15 protein-coding genes are annotated in these 16,987 nt (G+C 37.3%); 11 read left to right on the plus strand and 4 right to left on the minus strand.

Going from position 1 to position 16,987, the window contains the following annotated elements; all coding sequences use genetic code 11:
* Genes ZPR_RS21580 through ZPR_RS21590 form a run of 3 tightly spaced genes read left to right on the plus strand, consistent with a single transcriptional unit; the run spans position 1 to position 6,004 of the window.
* Positions 1-1,350 (plus strand): TolC family protein, encoded by a 1,350-nt coding sequence (locus ZPR_RS21580; protein WP_013073917.1) that lies wholly within the window; start codon positions 1-3, stop codon positions 1,348-1,350.
* Positions 1,351-1,363: 13 nt separating this feature from the next.
* Complete coding sequence (locus tag ZPR_RS21585; RefSeq protein ID WP_013073918.1) at positions 1,364-2,530, plus strand: efflux RND transporter periplasmic adaptor subunit; 1,167 nt, start codon at positions 1,364-1,366, stop codon at positions 2,528-2,530.
* A gap of 3 nt (positions 2,531-2,533) precedes the next feature.
* Complete coding sequence (locus ZPR_RS21590; RefSeq protein WP_013073919.1) at positions 2,534-6,004, plus strand: efflux RND transporter permease subunit; 3,471 nt, start codon at positions 2,534-2,536, stop codon at positions 6,002-6,004.
* A gap of 105 nt (positions 6,005-6,109) precedes the next feature.
* On the opposite strand, the gene ZPR_RS21595 is transcribed toward ZPR_RS21590, so the two are convergent.
* On the minus strand, positions 6,110-6,478 hold the full coding sequence (locus tag ZPR_RS21595; protein WP_013073920.1) for a toxin-antitoxin system YwqK family antitoxin: 369 nt from the start codon (positions 6,476-6,478) through the stop codon (positions 6,110-6,112).
* Between the two features lie 229 nt (positions 6,479-6,707).
* On the opposite strand from ZPR_RS21595, the gene aspS reads away from it, so the two are divergent.
* From aspS to ZPR_RS21615, 4 genes are all read left to right on the plus strand, one after another.
* Positions 6,708-8,459 (plus strand): aspartate--tRNA ligase, encoded by a 1,752-nt coding sequence (gene aspS / locus ZPR_RS21600; RefSeq protein ID WP_013073921.1) that lies wholly within the window; start codon positions 6,708-6,710, stop codon positions 8,457-8,459.
* A gap of 62 nt (positions 8,460-8,521) precedes the next feature.
* Positions 8,522-10,312, plus strand: coding sequence for a chloride channel protein (locus tag ZPR_RS21605; protein ID WP_013073922.1), 1,791 nt, complete (start codon positions 8,522-8,524; stop codon positions 10,310-10,312).
* A 14-nt stretch (positions 10,313-10,326) separates the two neighbouring features.
* The gene (locus ZPR_RS21610) at positions 10,327-10,569 is read left to right on the plus strand and encodes a hypothetical protein (protein WP_041579351.1); all 243 of its coding nucleotides are present in this window, start codon (positions 10,327-10,329) and stop codon (positions 10,567-10,569) included.
* A 105-nt stretch (positions 10,570-10,674) separates the two neighbouring features.
* Positions 10,675-10,869, plus strand: a complete 195-nt coding sequence (locus ZPR_RS21615) for a cold-shock protein (RefSeq protein ID WP_013073924.1) — start codon at positions 10,675-10,677, stop codon at positions 10,867-10,869.
* A 191-nt stretch (positions 10,870-11,060) separates the two neighbouring features.
* Here ZPR_RS21615 and ZPR_RS21620 read toward each other — a convergent pair whose 3' ends face one another.
* Complete coding sequence (locus ZPR_RS21620) at positions 11,061-12,014, minus strand: NAD-dependent epimerase/dehydratase family protein (RefSeq protein WP_013073925.1); 954 nt, start codon at positions 12,012-12,014, stop codon at positions 11,061-11,063.
* A 155-nt stretch (positions 12,015-12,169) separates the two neighbouring features.
* Here ZPR_RS21620 and ZPR_RS21625 point away from each other — a divergent pair, with 155 nt between their 5' ends.
* The 4 genes from ZPR_RS21625 to ZPR_RS21640 all read left to right on the plus strand — a co-directional run bounded on the left by ZPR_RS21625 (position 12,170) and on the right by ZPR_RS21640 (position 15,995).
* Positions 12,170-12,748: a hypothetical protein gene (locus tag ZPR_RS21625; protein WP_013073926.1), complete on the plus strand. Its 579-nt coding sequence runs from the start codon at positions 12,170-12,172 to the stop codon at positions 12,746-12,748.
* Positions 12,749-12,788: 40 nt separating this feature from the next.
* Positions 12,789-13,313, plus strand: coding sequence for a nuclear transport factor 2 family protein (locus tag ZPR_RS21630; RefSeq protein WP_013073927.1), 525 nt, complete (start codon positions 12,789-12,791; stop codon positions 13,311-13,313).
* A gap of 84 nt (positions 13,314-13,397) precedes the next feature.
* Positions 13,398-15,464, plus strand: a complete 2,067-nt coding sequence (locus ZPR_RS21635; protein ID WP_013073928.1) for a M13 family metallopeptidase — start codon at positions 13,398-13,400, stop codon at positions 15,462-15,464.
* Between the two features lie 90 nt (positions 15,465-15,554).
* Positions 15,555-15,995, plus strand: coding sequence for a DUF6265 family protein (locus ZPR_RS21640; protein ID WP_013073929.1), 441 nt, complete (start codon positions 15,555-15,557; stop codon positions 15,993-15,995).
* Between the two features lie 90 nt (positions 15,996-16,085).
* On the opposite strand, the gene ZPR_RS21645 is transcribed toward ZPR_RS21640, so the two are convergent.
* The gene (locus ZPR_RS21645) at positions 16,086-16,601 is read right to left on the minus strand and encodes a GNAT family N-acetyltransferase (protein WP_041579355.1); all 516 of its coding nucleotides are present in this window, start codon (positions 16,599-16,601) and stop codon (positions 16,086-16,088) included.
* Between the two features lie 8 nt (positions 16,602-16,609).
* Positions 16,610-16,969: a YraN family protein gene (locus tag ZPR_RS21650; protein WP_013073931.1), complete on the minus strand. Its 360-nt coding sequence runs from the start codon at positions 16,967-16,969 to the stop codon at positions 16,610-16,612.
* Positions 16,970-16,987 lie beyond the last annotated feature (18 nt).

Genomic DNA, 16,987 nt, shown 5'->3' on the forward strand with positions numbered 1-16,987 from the left:
ATGCTAATAGGCTTTATAAGCCTTTCATCCTACGCTCAGGAGACGAATGAAATTCCCGAATCCTATTCTTTTTCTTTAGAAGAAGCTATTCGATACGGATTAGCCCATAACGTAGAAGCCTTAAATGCGCAAAGGGACATCGCCATTTCCCTTAAGCAAAAATGGGAAATCATCGCACAGGGACTTCCACAATTAAGCGGCGCCGTAGACTACCAAAACTACATTAAACAACCCGTACAGTTGCTACCTGCCGAGATTACCGGTGGTGAGCCCGGTACGTTTATCCCGGTTACTTTTGGCACACAGCAAAGCATGAATGCCACGGCTACGTGGAACCAGATTATTTTTGATGGTTCCTATCTGGTAGGTATACAATCGGCCAAAACTCTACTTCAGATTACCGAAAATGCAAAAACAAAGACCGATCAGGAAGTTAAAAAAGGCATCATCAATGCCTACGGAAACGTGCTTCTAGCCGAAGAAAATGCAGCCATCCTTAAAAATAATGTGGAAAGCGTACAGCAGACTTACGATGAAACGAAACTAACTTTTGAAAATGGCCTGGCTGAAGAGGAAGATGTAGAACAATTAGAAATCACGCTTCTTACTTTAAAGAATAACCTGAACCGAAGTCAACGCATGGCTGATATCGCTTACGAAATGCTAAACATTACCTTGGGACTGCCGGTCGAGACCAATCTTACATTAACGGAAGAATTGGAAGAACTGGCCATACAATATTTTGATCTTTCGATCTTACAGGAAAACACTCCAGTAGAAGAGAATATCGACTTTAGAATTGCCAAAAACACGGCAGAATCTGCTGAGATTGAAGTGAAATTGGAAAAAGCAAAAGCCTTGCCTTCCCTTACCGGCTATGTAAATTATGGATACCAGGGATTTAGCGAGAAGTTTACTTTTTTAAATGATAATCAGGAATATTTCAATCAGTCCATTTTAGGTATAAGCTTAAATATCCCCATCTTTAGTAGTGGGATGCGTTCGGCAAGAACACAGCAAAAGAAAATTGCTTTAGAGCAGGCACTGGCCGATCTGGAATACACAAAAAACGAGGTGAAACAACAAATAAATTCGGCTAAAACAGAATATGAATATAGTCTCGACAATTATGAAGTTCAGAAAAAAAATCTGGATTTAGCCGAACGTATTGAAAATAAAAACAAAATAAAGTTCAAAGAAGGCGTTGCCAGCAGTTTCGAACTCAATGAGGCACAAAGACAATTATATACAGCACAACAGGACTACCTGCAATCTATGCTTAATGTAATCACTAGCAAAGTTGAGTTAGAGAATTTATTAGACACCACTAAATATGAAGAAAAAGAATAACTACCCCCGCCATATGAAAAAATTAGCAGCAATTTTAAGTGTTTCTCTTTTGTTAGCCGCCTGTGGTAACGAAAACAAAAAATCTGTAGACGACCTCATTGAAGAAGGTAACCTTAAGGAGATAAGAGCCAGAAAATCTGAATTAAGTAAAGAGCAAAGCGCAATAACTTCAGACATTAATAAACTGGATGAAGCTATAAATACATTAGATAAAAACAAAAACCTTAATCTGGTCACTGTAACAACTTTAAAAGACAGCACATTCGAACATTTTGCTGAAGTGCAGGGGAATGTTGCTACCGATGAGAATATTATTATTTATCCAGAATATTCCGGCATTTTAAAAAATGTATATGTCAAAGAAGGTGATCGTGTTAATAAAGGTCAGGTTCTGGCAAAAATCGATGATGGCGGATTATCAAGTCAGGTGGCACAGGCACAGGCACAGGCAACATTAGCCAAAACAACTTATGAACGCCAGAAAAGGCTATGGGAACAGAATATAGGATCTGAAATCCAGTTTTTAGAAGCAAAAACCAACTTTGAAGCTACCCAAAAAGCAGCGGAACAATTACAATCTCAACTTGCTAAAACTACGGTTACCGCCCCTTTTAGCGGTGTGATCGATAATATAATTAGCAATCAGGGAGAAGTTGTAAGCCCGGGACAAAGTCAGCTTTTCAGAATCATAAATCTTAATAATATGTATGTTGAGGCCGCGGTTCCTGAAAATTACCTCCCAAAAATTCAAAAAGGAACCTTTGTGAAGGTAATGATTAGCTCGGTAAACAAAGAATATGATGGCAAAGTTACAGACGTTGGAAGCAATATTAATGCGAACAACCGCACCTTTAGAGTAAAAATAGCCATCCCAAATCCTGATAAGCTTATACGCCCTAACCAAATTGCCACTATACTGCTTAATGATTATACAGCAGCATCTGCAATCACCATTCCTGAAAGCACCATACAAAAAAATGCAATGGGCGAAAGTCTGGTTTATACCTTAGAAAGAAAAACAGACAGCACCGGTGTAGCGCAGAAAAATGTCATCGAAACCGGTTACGTTTATAATAACATGATGGAAGTAACAGAAGGTCTATCGCCGGGTGAAATCCTAATTGTTGAAGGTAGCAAAAGTTTAAGAGACGGACAGGAAGTAAAAATCAGCAAAAAGTAACACATGAGCAATTTAGATAAAGAATTTAAGCTCTCCTCCTGGGCAATCGACAACAAAATGACGGTGTACGTTATTATTGCGATCATTATGCTGGGTGGTTTGCTTTCTTATTACGGGATGCCGCGGGAAGCATTTCCGGAAATCGTAGAAACTAAAATATACGTAAGTTCGGTAAACCCCGGAAACTCGGCTGAAGATGTAGAGAAGTTTATCACAGAACCTTTAGAGGAAGAGTTTAATAATATAGCCGGCATCAAGGAAATTACCTCGACCACCCTTCAGGATTATTCTATTGTTATTGTAGAGTTTGAAGAAGATATTAGTGTAGATGTCGCCAAAACAAAAGTAAAAGATAAGGTAGATTTAGTAAAAGCCGAAACTACCTGGCCTACTTTAGATAATGGAGCTAAAGTAGAACCTAACATTTTCGATCTTAATATTTCAGAAGAAATGCCTATTCTGAATATTAACTTGACCGGTGATTATCCCGTTCAGGAATTAAAGACTTATGCTGAATATCTTCAGGAAAAAATCGAATTACTTCCGCAGATAAAAGAGGCCAGTATTCGTGGTGCTGAGGATATGGAGGTTGAAATTGCCGTAGATGTCTACAAAATGTCTGCATCACAGGTAAGTTTCGATAATATTATAAATGCGGTAAGTATGGAAAACAAAACCATTTCTGCCGGAAATATTATTACCAGTGGTGTTGAAAAGAACATCAGGATCGTAGGAGAAATAAAGGATCCAAAAGAATTAGAAAACGTTATTGTAAAACGTGAAGGAGGAAATATCTTCCTTAAAGATATCGCTGAAATCAATTTTAAAGAGAAGGATCCAACAACATTTGCCAGAGAGTACGGGGAGCCTGTAGTCATGCTGGACATCAAAAAGCGTGGTGGAAAAAACATGATCGAAGCGGTAGAAGATATTAAAAAAATTATCGCTACAGAACAGGAAGATTATCTCCCAGAAAACCTTCATATTTCGTACTCTAACGATCAATCCACTCAAACGCAAACACAGGTAGACGACCTTGTAAATAACATCATCTTTGGGGTGATACTAGTGGTTTTGGTATTAATGTTTTTCTTAGGTTTTAGAAATGCACTTTTTGTTGGTTTAGCCATTCCACTTTCTATGTTCCTATCTTACATTGTACTTTCCAGCCTTGGCTTTACCCTAAACACCATGGTACTTTTCGCTCTGGTTATGGGGCTGGGAATGCTGGTAGATAACGGTATTGTTGTGGTAGAAAACGTATATACTTTAATGGACGAAGGGATGCCCAGAAGACAGGCGGCCAAGCAGGGTCTTGGAGAAATAGCATGGCCTATTATCGCTTCGACCGCAACCACTCTGGCTGCATTTTTCCCATTAGGACTTTGGCCCGGCACCATTGGTAAGTTTATGGTCATCTTTCCAATCACTTTATCTATTGTACTAGGCTCATCGCTGTTTGTAGCATTGATCATCAACTCGATGCTTACCTCAGAATTTATGAAAACCGAAGAGGAAGAGATCACCAAAAAGAAACTTATACGATTATCCCTAATATTGGGAGCATTAGGAATTGTTCTCTTATTAGGTGGTTTTTTACTGGACATAGGGGCTTTTAGAGGCATTGGAAATATTTTAATCCTTTTGGTTATATTACTATGGCTTTATAAGTATGTATTAACAAAAGCGATATCCTATTTTCAGTATACGGCTTTAAAAAAACTGGAAAACCGTTATGAGAATACATTAAAATATGCTCTAAGCGGTAAAAGAGCCTATGCGTTTTTCTTTGGCACCGTGATTATGCTAATCCTTTCTTTTATCCTAATTGGCGCAGTACAACCTAACGTATTGTTTTTTCCGGAAAATGAACCGAAACAGATTATCACTTATATCGAATATCCGGAAGGGACCGATATCCAAAAAACCAATCAACTCACTAAACAGGTTGAAAAAAGAATCTACGATGTCATCCAAAAATATAATGATGACGGCTACAATTATATGGTAGAGTCGGCTATTTCTCAGGTAGGTGAAGGTGCTGGAAACCCGCAGACCGATGGCGGCCAACAAAATGAAATGCCTCATAAGGGTAAAATCACTTTGTCTATGCGTGAATTTAATGAACGTAGAGGCGTAAGAAGTAGTGATGTAATGGAGGAAATCCGCGCAGCCGTTCACGGCTTTCCCGGGGCCTCGATTATCGTTGAGAAAGATGCTGCAGGCCCTCCTGCCGGTTACCCAATTAATATTGAAATTAAGGGCGAAGATTACGAAGAAATGCTGGCTGAAGCCGAAAATATGCGCTCCTATATTCAGAGATTGAGCATAGAAGGAATAGAAGAGCTAAAAATCGATGTTAATAAATCTAAATCTGAACTTGAAGTTATTGTAGACCGCAGAAAAGCAGGTCAACTTGGTGTTTCTACGGTCGCTGTTGGGCAAACCTTACGTAGGGCGATTTATGGGGAAGAAGTTTCTACCTATAAAGAAGGAGACGACGATTATGAAGTAAATGTGCGCTTCAACGAAAAATTTAGATACGATGAAAATGCGCTGTTCAATCAACCCATTACCTTTAGAGATCAAAATAATGGGCAATTGGTACAGGTTCCAATTTCAGCATTGGTAAATACTGAAGTTGCCTCCTCTTTCAGCTCGATCAAAAGAAAAGATCTAAAAAGAGTAATCACTGTTTATTCTAATGTGTTGGGTGATTATAATGCAAACGAAATTGTACAGCAATTAAAAACCGAACTTCAGAATTACGAATTACCAGAAGATATGAGTTTTGCCTTTACGGGCGAGCAGGAAGAACAGGCAGACAATATGGCGTTTTTATTAAAAGCCTTACTTATTGCTATAGGTGGAATTTTGTTGATTTTAGTAGCCCAATTTAACTCGATTTCCAAACCGATAATCATTATTAGTGCGGTAGTATTAAGTTTGGTGGGCGTATTTTTCGGATTAATTATTTTCCAGATGGACTTTGTGATTATCATGACCATGATGGGAATTATATCTCTGGCCGGTATTGTAGTGAATAATGCTATTGTTCTTATAGACTATACCCAAATACTTATAGACCGTAAGAAAAACGAACTTGGTTTAGAAGACGACGAGCTGCTTACAAGAGCACAATATTTTGATTGCATTGTACGTGGCGGTAAATCAAGGTTACGCCCCGTACTTTTAACAGCAATCACTACTGTTCTTGGATTAATACCATTAGCAATAGGATTAAATATTGACTTTTTTGGATTAATGATCGATTATGATCCACGTATTTATATAGGAGGAGATAATGTTATTTTCTGGGGACCTTTAGCCTGGACAGTGATTTTCGGACTGGTTTTCGCGACCTTCCTAACATTGATCGTTGTACCGGTCATGTTCTATCTTGTAAATCGTGCAAAGGTTAAAACCAGAGATAAAAAATTAGCCAGAAAAGAACAAAGACTGGCCAAAAGCTAAATATAAACTATGCCGGCATTTCTGGTATATTCATTATATTTAGAAAGTAAAAAAAGCCTCGATTGTCAAACAATCGAGGCTTTTTTATTAAACTAAAATCAATCTCTATTCTTCGTTTATTGCCAACGAAGATTTAGATGAAATATCATTTACTGATACGATTTGGTTAGACTTATATTCTACCTGCTTAATCTTATCACCTTCCCAAAAAAGCCATCTACCAGTTTTTGCACCATTGTTATATTCCGCGGATGCTGTCTTTTCACCGTTCTCGTTGTAAGAAACCCATTTTCCGTGGAGCTCCCCTTCCTTGTACGTACCTTCCTGCCTAATACTTCCGTCTTCATAATAATATGTTCCTTTTATTAAATCTCCCTGTTTTTCAAAAACAGGTTTTTTAATTCCGTTTTGTGCGATAGCTGCTCCTCCTATCATCATTAGTGCAGCAATCATTGTATTTTTTATCGTCTTCATTATGCTATCTATTAATCTTATAGTAACAAATATAATGCAAAATTTACATTAAAACAATAATTATGTAACATTAAATTAACATTAAACCTACAACACAATGAATTTCAATATTTTAATTAAAATTATTTAGTAACATTAAGTTTACATAGTGATTAATTTTAGTCTGTTTATTTACTCAAACCACATTTACTTATTACTTTTGCCCCACTAAAATTTTACGAAAACAACTATGTACAGAAGTCATACTTGCGGTGAGCTTAATTCTTCCAAAATCGGGAACGAGGTAACGCTTTCAGGATGGGTGCAAAAAATTAGAAATAAAGGTTTTATGGTCTGGGTGGATCTTCGTGATCGCTACGGAATTACCCAGCTTATTTTTGATGAAGAAAGATCTTCAGAAGATTTGATGAAGAAAGCTGCAACCCTGGGCCGCGAGTTTGTAATTCAGGTAAAAGGTGATGTGATAGAAAGGGAATCCAAAAACCCTAATATCGCCACAGGTGAGATTGAAGTTTTGGTAAAAGAACTTGCGATTTTAAACGCATCACTAACGCCACCTTTTACTATTGAAGAGGAGACCGATGGCGGTGAAGATCTAAGAATGAAGTATCGCTATCTTGATATTCGAAGAAATCCGGTGAAAAACAAACTGATTTTTAGACACAAAGTAGGGATGCAGGTTAGAAATTATTTATCTAACCAGGGATTTATTGAGGTTGAGACACCCTATCTTATTAAATCCACTCCTGAAGGTGCTCGTGATTTCGTAGTTCCAAGTAGAATGAATGAAGGGCAGTTTTATGCCTTACCACAGTCGCCACAAACTTTTAAGCAATTGCTTATGGTTGGAGGAATGGATAAATACTTCCAGATCGTAAAGTGTTTTAGAGATGAGGATTTAAGAGCCGATCGACAGCCAGAATTTACACAAATCGACTGTGAAATGGCTTTTGTGGAACAGGAGGACATACTAAATATCTTTGAAGGCTTAACTCGCCATCTGCTAAAAGAAATCAATAATATAACTATTGATGCCTTCCCACGCATGACTTATGATGAAGCAATGCGCAAATATGGTAATGACAAACCAGATATTCGCTTTGGGATGGAGTTTGCCGAGTTAGACGATATTGCAAAGAATAAAGGCTTTAATGTTTTCGATCAGCAAGAACTCGTTGTAGGTATCGCTGTTCCAGGAGCAGCTTCTTATACCCGAAAGCAAATCGATGCTTTGATTAGTTGGGTAAAACGCCCGCAAATTGGGGCAAACGGACTAGTTTGGGCTAAATACAACGATGATGGAAGCTTAAAATCTTCTGTAGATAAATTTTATACGGAAGAAAATCTAAAAGAATGGGCACAGGCCACGGGCGCAAAACCCGGCGATCTGATTTTAGTTATGGCTGGTGATGCCAATAAAACAAGATCTCAATTAAGTGCATTACGTATGCATCTTGGTAACGAACTAGGCCTTAGAAAGCCAGATGAATTTGCTCCGCTTTGGGTAATTGACTTCCCTTTACTAGAATGGGATGAAGAAACAGAACGTTACCATGCCATGCACCACCCATTTACGTCTCCTAAAGCTGAAGATATACCTCTTTTAGCTACCGATCCGGGAAAAGTAAGGGCTAATGCTTATGATCTCGTATTAAATGGTAATGAAATTGGTGGTGGTTCTATAAGAATTCACGATAAAGAAACACAATCTAAAATGTTTTCTCATTTAGGCTTTACTGAAGAAGAAGCTAAAGAGCAATTTGGATTCTTAATGAACGCTTTTCAATACGGTGCGCCACCACATGGTGGAATTGCATTTGGTTTTGATAGACTAACTGCCATTCTTGGTGGCCAGGAAACTATTCGGGACTTTATCGCTTTTCCAAAAAACAATGCCGGCCGCGACGTAATGATTGATGCTCCATCAAAATTAGATGAAAGCCAACTAAAAGAATTAAGCTTAAAACTGAATATTGAATAAAACTGAAATCCTGCTTTAGAGCAGGATTTTTTCGTAATATCCTAAAATTGGAGGTGTAGCAGATGTTTTTAAAAGCGGTTCCTGGATTACAAAAATTTTTACTGTGGAAGACAAAGCATCTTTCGCAACAGCAGTTCATTTTAATTCTTAGTGCTATCATTGGCTTTACGGCGGGTTTGGGTGCGGTTATTATAAAAAACTTAACCCATTTTATCCAAAACCTACTGGAGGGAAATTTAATTGCGAATTATCATCACGCATTCTATTTTATTTTCCCAATTATAGGTCTGGCCTTAACGGTGTTTATTATAAAAAAAATATTACGAAAACCAGTAGGGCATGGCATACCTTCTACACTATATGCCATTTCAAAAAGAAAGGGACTTATGCGTTCGTTCCAGATGTACGGTTCGATTCTAACAGCTCCGATAACCGTTGGTTTTGGTGGATCTGTAGGACTAGAGGGACCTACCGTTGCCACAGGGGCTTCTTTGGGATCTAACATTGCACGTTTATTTAGAATGAACCAAAGTGCCCGTACACTTTTAATAGGTTGTGCAGCCGCAGGAGCGATGTCTTCGATTTTTAAAGCGCCTATTGCCGCTATTATTTTTGCCATAGAAGTTTTTAGCTTAGATCTTACCCTGGTAAGCATGTTGCCATTACTTACAGCATCAGTATCAGCGATCTTAACTTCCTACTTTTTCTTCGGTTCAGATACCATTCTTCCTTTTGAACTTATGGACGATTTTACCATTTCAGAAGTACCATTTTATATGATCCTGGGCTGTATATGTGCATTAGGCTCGATGTACTTTACGGTGATCTATTTTAAAATACATACCATCTTCGGCAAAATTGAAAATAAATTCTTTAGGCTATTACTGGCAGGAGCAGGACTGGGAATTATCATATATTTTATTCCCCCGCTATATGGTGAAGGTTATGGGGTTATAAATAACCTTTTAGCCGAAAACTATATTCAGGCTTTAGGAACTAACTTTTTAAATGATTTTCTCGATAATATCTGGGTTGTGATTTTACTACTTGCAGGACTGGTAGTATTCAAAATCTTCGCAACCTCACTTACTTTCGCGGCAGGTGGTGTTGGCGGAATCTTTGCACCAGTACTTTTTATGGGAAGCGCCCTAGGACATTGTTTCGCTCTAGTAGTAAACCATCTAGGCATTACTAACGAGCCTATCTCCACCAGTAGTTTTACAATGGTAGGGATGGCAGGCTTAATGGCAGGGGTTTTACATGCACCCTTAACAGCTATCTTCCTTATCGCCGAATTAACCGGGGGATACGAACTTTTTGTACCATTAATGATCACTGCCTTAATATCATATATGATTACAAATACGGTGCAACCACATTCCGTCTATACTTTAGAATTGGCTCAACGTGGCGAACTTTTAACTCACGACAAAGATCAAACGGTATTAACCTTGCTTAATATTAACCAGATCATTGAAAAAAACTTTATTCCTTTAAATGTGAATATGAATTTAGGAGATGTTATTCACGAAGGTGTGATTAAGTCTTCACGAAACATTTTTCCTGTAATTGATAAAGAAGAAAATTTTATGGGAATTATTCTTTTAGATGATATACGGCCGATAATGTTTAAACAACATCTTTACGATGAAATTACCGTAAGCGATATTATGCAAAGGGCACCAGACATTATCGATCTGCAAAACGACAGTATGAAAACAATCATGAAAAAATTTCAGCATAGTGCCGCATGGAATCTCCCCGTTGTTAAAGATGACAAGTATGTTGGTTTTATTTCAAAATCAAAAATGCTCACCGCATACCGCCAGAAATTAATCGAGGTAACTGTTTAATAAAAAGAAGAGCGATGAAGATAGTGATGAAAATTTTAGTTATAGCGATTTTAATCGCCATAGCAGTAGGTTTCTATTTTAGAATTGCCGAAGAAGATATTGCAACAGGTGATAAGATTATAGGTATTGCCGTACTAACCGCATCATTTGTTTTAATGCCTATATTTTTAGTGGTACGATGGAGGGGTAAAAAGCTCGAAGACTACACTTTAAGCCCTGAGAATATGAAAAAAATGCGAGATAAAGGTATTGATTAATACCCCCAAAAAAATTGAAAAAATTTCAGAAAGTTTACCTATTATTCAACCAAGGTCTATAATATTATATTATGTTTGTACTTTATTAATTATTATTTTATTACAATGGAAGGTACAGTTAAATTTTTTAATGAGTCCAAAGGTTACGGATTCATAACCAACGACGACACAGGAAGAGACATCTTCGTTCACGTAACAGGGATCGACGGTGAGACTCTAAATGAGGGAGATAAAGTGGAGTACGTTGAGAAAGAAGGACGAAAAGGTCTTAATGCAGATCAGGTTCGTGTTATTGGATAGTGCATATAGATTAGATTATATATAGTATTCAAATGCCAAAGCCGCTCAGTGAGCGGCTTTTTTTATGCTATCTTGTATTTATTTTACCCGATAATGGAAATTAAACGCGCTGTTGCGGATAGTTATCGGGATATCTCGTTTTAAAAATTCTTGTTTAGATTATATGCTTTGTAGACTTGCCCTGAAGATACTTACTTCACTAATTGCGTTTTCACACCGCTAAGCATCGCTTCAGTTAAAGCCGCTATATCAAAATCATTAGACCATCCCCAATCTTCACGGGCTGCGCTATCATCTATCTTCGAAGGCCAGCTATCTGCAATATCCTGTCTAAAATCCGGATCATAAGAAATTTTAAATGCTGGGATATGCTTTTTAATTTCCTCAGCTAAAATTGCCGGTGTAAAGCTCATCGCTGCTAAATTATAAGATGATCTTATTTTAAGAGCTTCCGATGGAGCATTCATGATCGCTACTGTAGCTTTTATAGCATCTTCCATAAACATCATCGGTAAGGATGTTGAAGCATTAAGAAACGAGGTATATTCTCCTTGTTTAATAGCCTCATGAAAAATCTCTACGGCATAATCTGTAGTTCCCCCTCCCGGTAAAGTTTTATAACTAATTATACCTGGATAACGGATGCTACGTACGTCTACTCCATACTTTCTATGGTAATAACTACACCAGCGCTCGCCGGTTTGTTTACTTATACCATAAACGGTGGTAGGTTCCATAACCGTAGTTTGTGGCGTATTTTCTTTTGGAGTTGAAGGACCAAATACCGCTATACTTGAAGGCCAAAATACTTTTTTAATCTTTTTATCTTTTGCCAAATTTAATACATGGAACAATGAATCCATATTTAAAGCCCAGGCTTTCATTGGTGCTTTCTCTCCAGTTGCACTTAACATTGCCGCCATTAAATACACCTCTTGAATCTGGTGCTTTTCCACCAAACCGGCAATTTGCTCATAATTCATTGCATTAGCAATCTCAAAAGGTCCGCTAGCCATAAGCTCTTCACTTCCTTCTCGAATATCACTGGCAATAATTGCATCATTACCATGAATCTCACGGAGTTTTAAGCTAAGTTCGGTTCCTATTTGGCCACTGGCGCCAATAATTAAGATTTTTGCAGGCATACGCTTAAAAATTTTGTGCAAATATATTTATTTATTGCGAATAAAATTTGCTAAATCGTTTAATCTAACCCGATAATTATGTTATTTTTAAGAATGAAGAAAATATATGGCTTTAGTATTTTAATCGTTTACATTTGTAAAATCAAAATTTGATAATGAAGCGAGCAATTTTCGGAATACTATTGATGATTTTGGGCTCCTGCGTTCAGGATTCGGAAAAAGGAAAACCTGAAACTAAACCGCGGGACACCCCAGCTTTTACTCAAAAATTTGCTATAGAAACATCTATTTTACCTTTAGAAGCCTCCGCAAGAAAGCATGCCTCCAAATGGGCCGCTTACATTGTTTTGAATGAGGAGGTGAAACAGCTTCAAAACACATCGGTAAATTATTTAATCGATAATTCTTCTGCATGGGCTCAACTTATGGAAACATTACAAGCTACGCTACCGGATTCTTTAGCATCCAAGCCCGTAAACTCAAGATTAAGGGTACTTACTACAAAAGCTAAAATCCTGGAACAAAAATCCCATTTGCAAAGCATAAAACCGCAAGAGGTAAAAGAAATTGCCATAGAAATCCCTATGGATTTTAATAACCTTAATATTCAGCTTAACGAATTATTTATTGAAAGTATTGAAGATTTCGAGGCCGAATTAGATCGCCTGGTGGAAGAAAACCGCTTAAGACAGCAACAAAAAAGAGATAGCCTGGAAGCCACAACTCAAAATTAAATACTAGAGATTTATCGTATATTCCGCGAAAATACATCTCATGAAAAAACAACTAATCACTCTTATCTTATGCTATTTAGGTTGTGCAGGTTTTTCCCAAACAATGCCCTACCAATCCAACGCGAAACAAGCGAAAACAGAAATTTCTGATGTGATCGATCACTGGCATCAAGCTGCCGCCGAAGCAAATTTTAAAAATTATTTTCATCTAATGACTAAGGATGCCGTTTTTATTGGCACCGACGCTACTGAAAATTGGCAAATAGAAGAATTTAAAGCCTATGCCAAACCCCATTTTGAGAAAGGCAAAGCATGGGATTTCACTTCAGTACAAAGAAATATTTATCTGGCCAATACAAAGGGAATTGCCTGGTTTGACGAATTACTTGATACCCACATGGGCATTTGTAGAGGTTCTGGTGTAATGCAATATATCGATGGCAACTGGAAGATTGCCCACTATGTACTTTCTATTGAAATTCCAAATGAAAATATTGAAGAGATCACAAAGATCAAAAAAGACTTTGACACGAGAATCTTGCAGGCTTTAAAAACAAAAAACTAGGTTCTTTGTATTTTGTAACAAAAAATTCAAAAATGCGTCTGTTTTATTACATTAGCAAGGATTTTACAAACACACAAACATTAAATGAAAAAAATAACAAATGCAGTATGCTTGTCCCTATTAGGTGCCACTATAATTGGTTGTAAAGACGGGGAAAAGTCTACAAACACAGAAAAAGAAGAAATTCACGGGATCAATGTAGCCTATATGGATACTACAACAACACCCAAAAATGATTTTTTTCGCTATGTGAATGGTGCGTGGCTTGATGCTACAGAAATTCCCAGTGACCAGACTACCTGGGGCAGTTTCATGGAACTTCGTGAAACTACAGATGATGATGCCTTAGCATTATTAAATCAAGCTTCTAACAACGAGAACCTGGATGCAAACAGCGATCAGGCTAAAGCGGTAAATCTATACAAAACCATTATGGATACCGTGGCTCGCAACGAGCAAGGCGTTGCGCCAGTATTACCCTATTTAGAAAAAGTAAATAAAATTTCGAATAAAGAAGATTTACAGGCTTACTTAACAGAAATGTCTAAGTACGGCGGTGGTGGTTTCTTCTCTTTTGGGGTTAGTGCAGATGCTAAAAACAGTAACCAGAATGCAGCTTACCTTTACCCAGGCAGCCTGGGACTGCCAGATCGCGATTATTATATTGCAGACGACTCAGATTCTAAAGAGAAAAAAGCAAAGTATGAAGAACATATTGCCCGTATGATGCAGTTTCTAGATTACTCTAAAGAAGATGCTAAAGAATTCGCAAAAACAGTAGTCGAATTTGAGACCAAACTTGCTAAACCAAGATTAGATAAAGTAGAGCGTCGTGACGCACGTAAAACTTATAATCCAATGAGCGTGGCGGCTCTTCAAGAAATGGTACCGGCAATAGACTGGAATACTTATTTTGAAGAAATTGGCGCAGGCAAATTAGATACTATTATTGTTTCTCAGCCAGCCTATATGAAAGCCATGCAAGATCTTCTGGCACAAAATGATGTGGACACCTGGAAGAAGTATCTAACATGGACAGCATTTGATGCCGCTGCCGGAATGTTGTCTACAGATATCGAAACAGCCAACTGGGATTTTTACAGCAAAACTTTAAGAGGTGCTAAAGAACAACGCCCCAGAGACGAAAGAGCTTTAAGTACTGTAAATGGTACAGTAGGGGAAGCTTTAGGAAAACTATATGTAGAAAAACATTTCCCTCCAGAGGCTAAAGAAAAAGCTCAGGAAATGATCGCTAATGTAATTAAGGCTTACGAAAAGCGTATTAACAACCTCAGCTGGATGAGTGAAGACACCAAGAAAAAAGCGATTGAAAAACTAAATACCACCACTATTAAAGTAGGCTATCCAGACGAATGGGAAGATTATGGTGATTTAGAAATCTTAGGATCTAAAGATGGTTCTTATTTTCAAAACGTGATGAACGCCCGTAAATGGAGTACCGCTAAAAATATTGCAAAACTAGGAGAACCTGTAGATAAATCGGAGTGGTTTATGTCGCCGCAAACCGTTAACGCTTATTACAATCCAAGTTACAACGAGATTGTATTCCCAGCGGCTATTTTACAACCACCTTTTTATGATTACAAAGCAGATGCCGCTGTAAATTACGGGGGAATTGGTGCCGTAATTGGTCATGAGATTTCTCATGGGTTTGATGATAGCGGTGCTCGCTTTGATGCTGAAGGAAACCTGAACAACTGGTGGACCGATGAAGATCTTTCGCAGTTTGAAGGTCTTGGGAAAGATCTTGCCGACCAGTACAGTGCTATCGAAGTTTTGGACAGTACCTTTATTAATGGTGAATTTACACTAGGTGAAAATATCGGTGACCTTGGTGGTGTTAACGCTGCTTATGATGGTTTACAAATGCATCTGAAAGAACATGGTGATCCGGGAAAAATTGACGGATTTACACCAGAGCAACGTTTTTTCCTTTCCTGGGCAACCGTTTGGCGTACTAAAATGCGGGACGAAGCTTTAAAAAGCAGAATTAAAACAGATCCCCATTCTCCTGGAATGTATAGAGCTTATGTACCTTTGCAAAATATCGATGCATTTTATGAAGCTTTTGATATTAAAGAAGGAGATTCGATGTATGTTGCACCTGATGACCGCGTAAAAATCTGGTAAAATTTTTAAATCTATATTCAAAGCCTGGAGATATCTTCAGGCTTTTTTTATTTAAATTGTTTAATTTCACAATCTAATATTTAAAACCCTATGAAACGTTTATTTTTAGCTCTTTCCAGTCTGTTACTTTTATTTTCATGCACTAATGATGCAGAGGATTTTGATTGGCTTATTGGAGAATGGAAACGTGTAAATGCCGAAGAAGACTTTAAAACCTACGAAATATGGAAAAAAGATAAAAACTATTATTCGGGATTGGGCTATACGATGTTAGACGACGACACCATTTTTAAAGAAAATCTAAAACTGTTTAAAGAAAATGATGAATGGACACTACAGGTGACCGGCGTGAACGAAGCTCCTACTCCCTTTGTCCTTTCCGAATTAAAACCTGAATATTTTATAGCTGAAAATGACACGAATGAATTTCCAAAGAAAATCATTTATAAACTCCAAAATGATACCCTAAAAGCTAATGTTTCAACCACCGAATTTGATGTGGATTTTGAGTTTGTAGAAATTCAGAAATAGTAAATTGCCTTAAGTAAAAGTCATTTAGTTTTTTTAATTCTTGCAAGCCTCATGGTTAATCTTAATTTTAAATTAAAAGTTTCATTGATTTTAATCTGTCGATAAAATCGCATACTCAAAACTATCAGACCATCCACTTTTAAGAGGTAAAGATTTTCTTTTTCTACCTTCTTTTTTCATCCCCACTTTTTCTAAAACCTTAATACTACCAAAATTCTCAACAGCACAGCCAGCTTCAATTCGATGCAATCTTAACTCTTTGAATCCATATTGCACAATTTTTTTTAAAGCCTCTGTAGCATAGCCCTTATTCCAAAAATCAGGATGCAGTTTATACCAAACCTCGGCTTTTTGAAATTTCGGGCTCCCAGGTTTCAAGGCTATAAGACCAACAAAAGACTTCTCCTTTTTTAATTCAATCTTAAAAATGAGATCATTACCTCGTAACCACATTGCAAAAATTTTTTCTGTTTCTTTCAAATTTTCAGGACTTCCAAGAGTGTTAAACCTATCCACGTTTGGCAGAGAATGTAATTTGTGAATATTCAGAATATCAAAATTTGATATCGATATAAGTGATAATCTATCAGACGTTATTGCTGTCATCGTTAAATTCAGAAATAGTAAAAAGCATCCTCTATAAGTTCGATCCGGGTTCCTGCAACATTTTTGATAATTGCCACGATATCAAATCGAATTTCAGCATCCAGATCCTTTACCTCAGCATAATGATTCATCGCTAAAACCAAACGCTGAATTTGTCCGGTTTTTACAAAATCTTGAGGATTTCCAAAATGCGAAGTACTTCTGGTTTTTACCTCAACACCTACTAGAACTTTATCTTTAAAAGCTATAACATCAACTTCAGCTTTCTGAAATCGATAATTTTTCTCAAGAATTTTATAGCCTTTATCTTTTAAAAAAGCAATGGCCAGCCCTTCCCCCTTTTTCCCAAGTTCATTATGATCAGCCATAGTTTTAAAATTTTCTAA

It is taken from the genome of Zunongwangia profunda SM-A87 (genome assembly GCF_000023465.1).
Taxonomy (GTDB): domain Bacteria; phylum Bacteroidota; class Bacteroidia; order Flavobacteriales; family Flavobacteriaceae; genus Zunongwangia; species Zunongwangia profunda.

Coding starts and splice junctions, on each gene's coding strand:
- ZPR_RS21590 (WP_013073919.1), top strand. CDS start 2,534: ATGAGCAATTTAGATAAAGAATTTAAGCTCTCCTCCTGGGCAATCGAC.
- ZPR_RS21605 (WP_013073922.1), top strand. CDS start 8,522: ATGTTTTTAAAAGCGGTTCCTGGATTACAAAAATTTTTACTGTGGAAG.
- ZPR_RS21640 (WP_013073929.1), top strand. CDS start 15,555: ATGAAACGTTTATTTTTAGCTCTTTCCAGTCTGTTACTTTTATTTTCA.
- ZPR_RS21635 (WP_013073928.1), top strand. CDS start 13,398: ATGAAAAAAATAACAAATGCAGTATGCTTGTCCCTATTAGGTGCCACT.
- ZPR_RS21610 (WP_041579351.1), top strand. CDS start 10,327: ATGAAGATAGTGATGAAAATTTTAGTTATAGCGATTTTAATCGCCATA.
- ZPR_RS21620 (WP_013073925.1), bottom strand. CDS start 12,014: ATGCCTGCAAAAATCTTAATTATTGGCGCCAGTGGCCAAATAGGAACC.
- ZPR_RS21585 (WP_013073918.1), top strand. CDS start 1,364: ATGAAAAAATTAGCAGCAATTTTAAGTGTTTCTCTTTTGTTAGCCGCC.
- aspS (WP_013073921.1), top strand. CDS start 6,708: ATGTACAGAAGTCATACTTGCGGTGAGCTTAATTCTTCCAAAATCGGG.
- ZPR_RS21645 (WP_041579355.1), bottom strand. CDS start 16,601: ATGACAGCAATAACGTCTGATAGATTATCACTTATATCGATATCAAAT.
- ZPR_RS21615 (WP_013073924.1), top strand. CDS start 10,675: ATGGAAGGTACAGTTAAATTTTTTAATGAGTCCAAAGGTTACGGATTC.
- ZPR_RS21630 (WP_013073927.1), top strand. CDS start 12,789: ATGAAAAAACAACTAATCACTCTTATCTTATGCTATTTAGGTTGTGCA.
- ZPR_RS21625 (WP_013073926.1), top strand. CDS start 12,170: ATGAAGCGAGCAATTTTCGGAATACTATTGATGATTTTGGGCTCCTGC.
- ZPR_RS21580 (WP_013073917.1), top strand. CDS start 1: ATGCTAATAGGCTTTATAAGCCTTTCATCCTACGCTCAGGAGACGAAT.
- ZPR_RS21595 (WP_013073920.1), bottom strand. CDS start 6,478: ATGAAGACGATAAAAAATACAATGATTGCTGCACTAATGATGATAGGA.
- ZPR_RS21650 (WP_013073931.1), bottom strand. CDS start 16,969: ATGGCTGATCATAATGAACTTGGGAAAAAGGGGGAAGGGCTGGCCATT.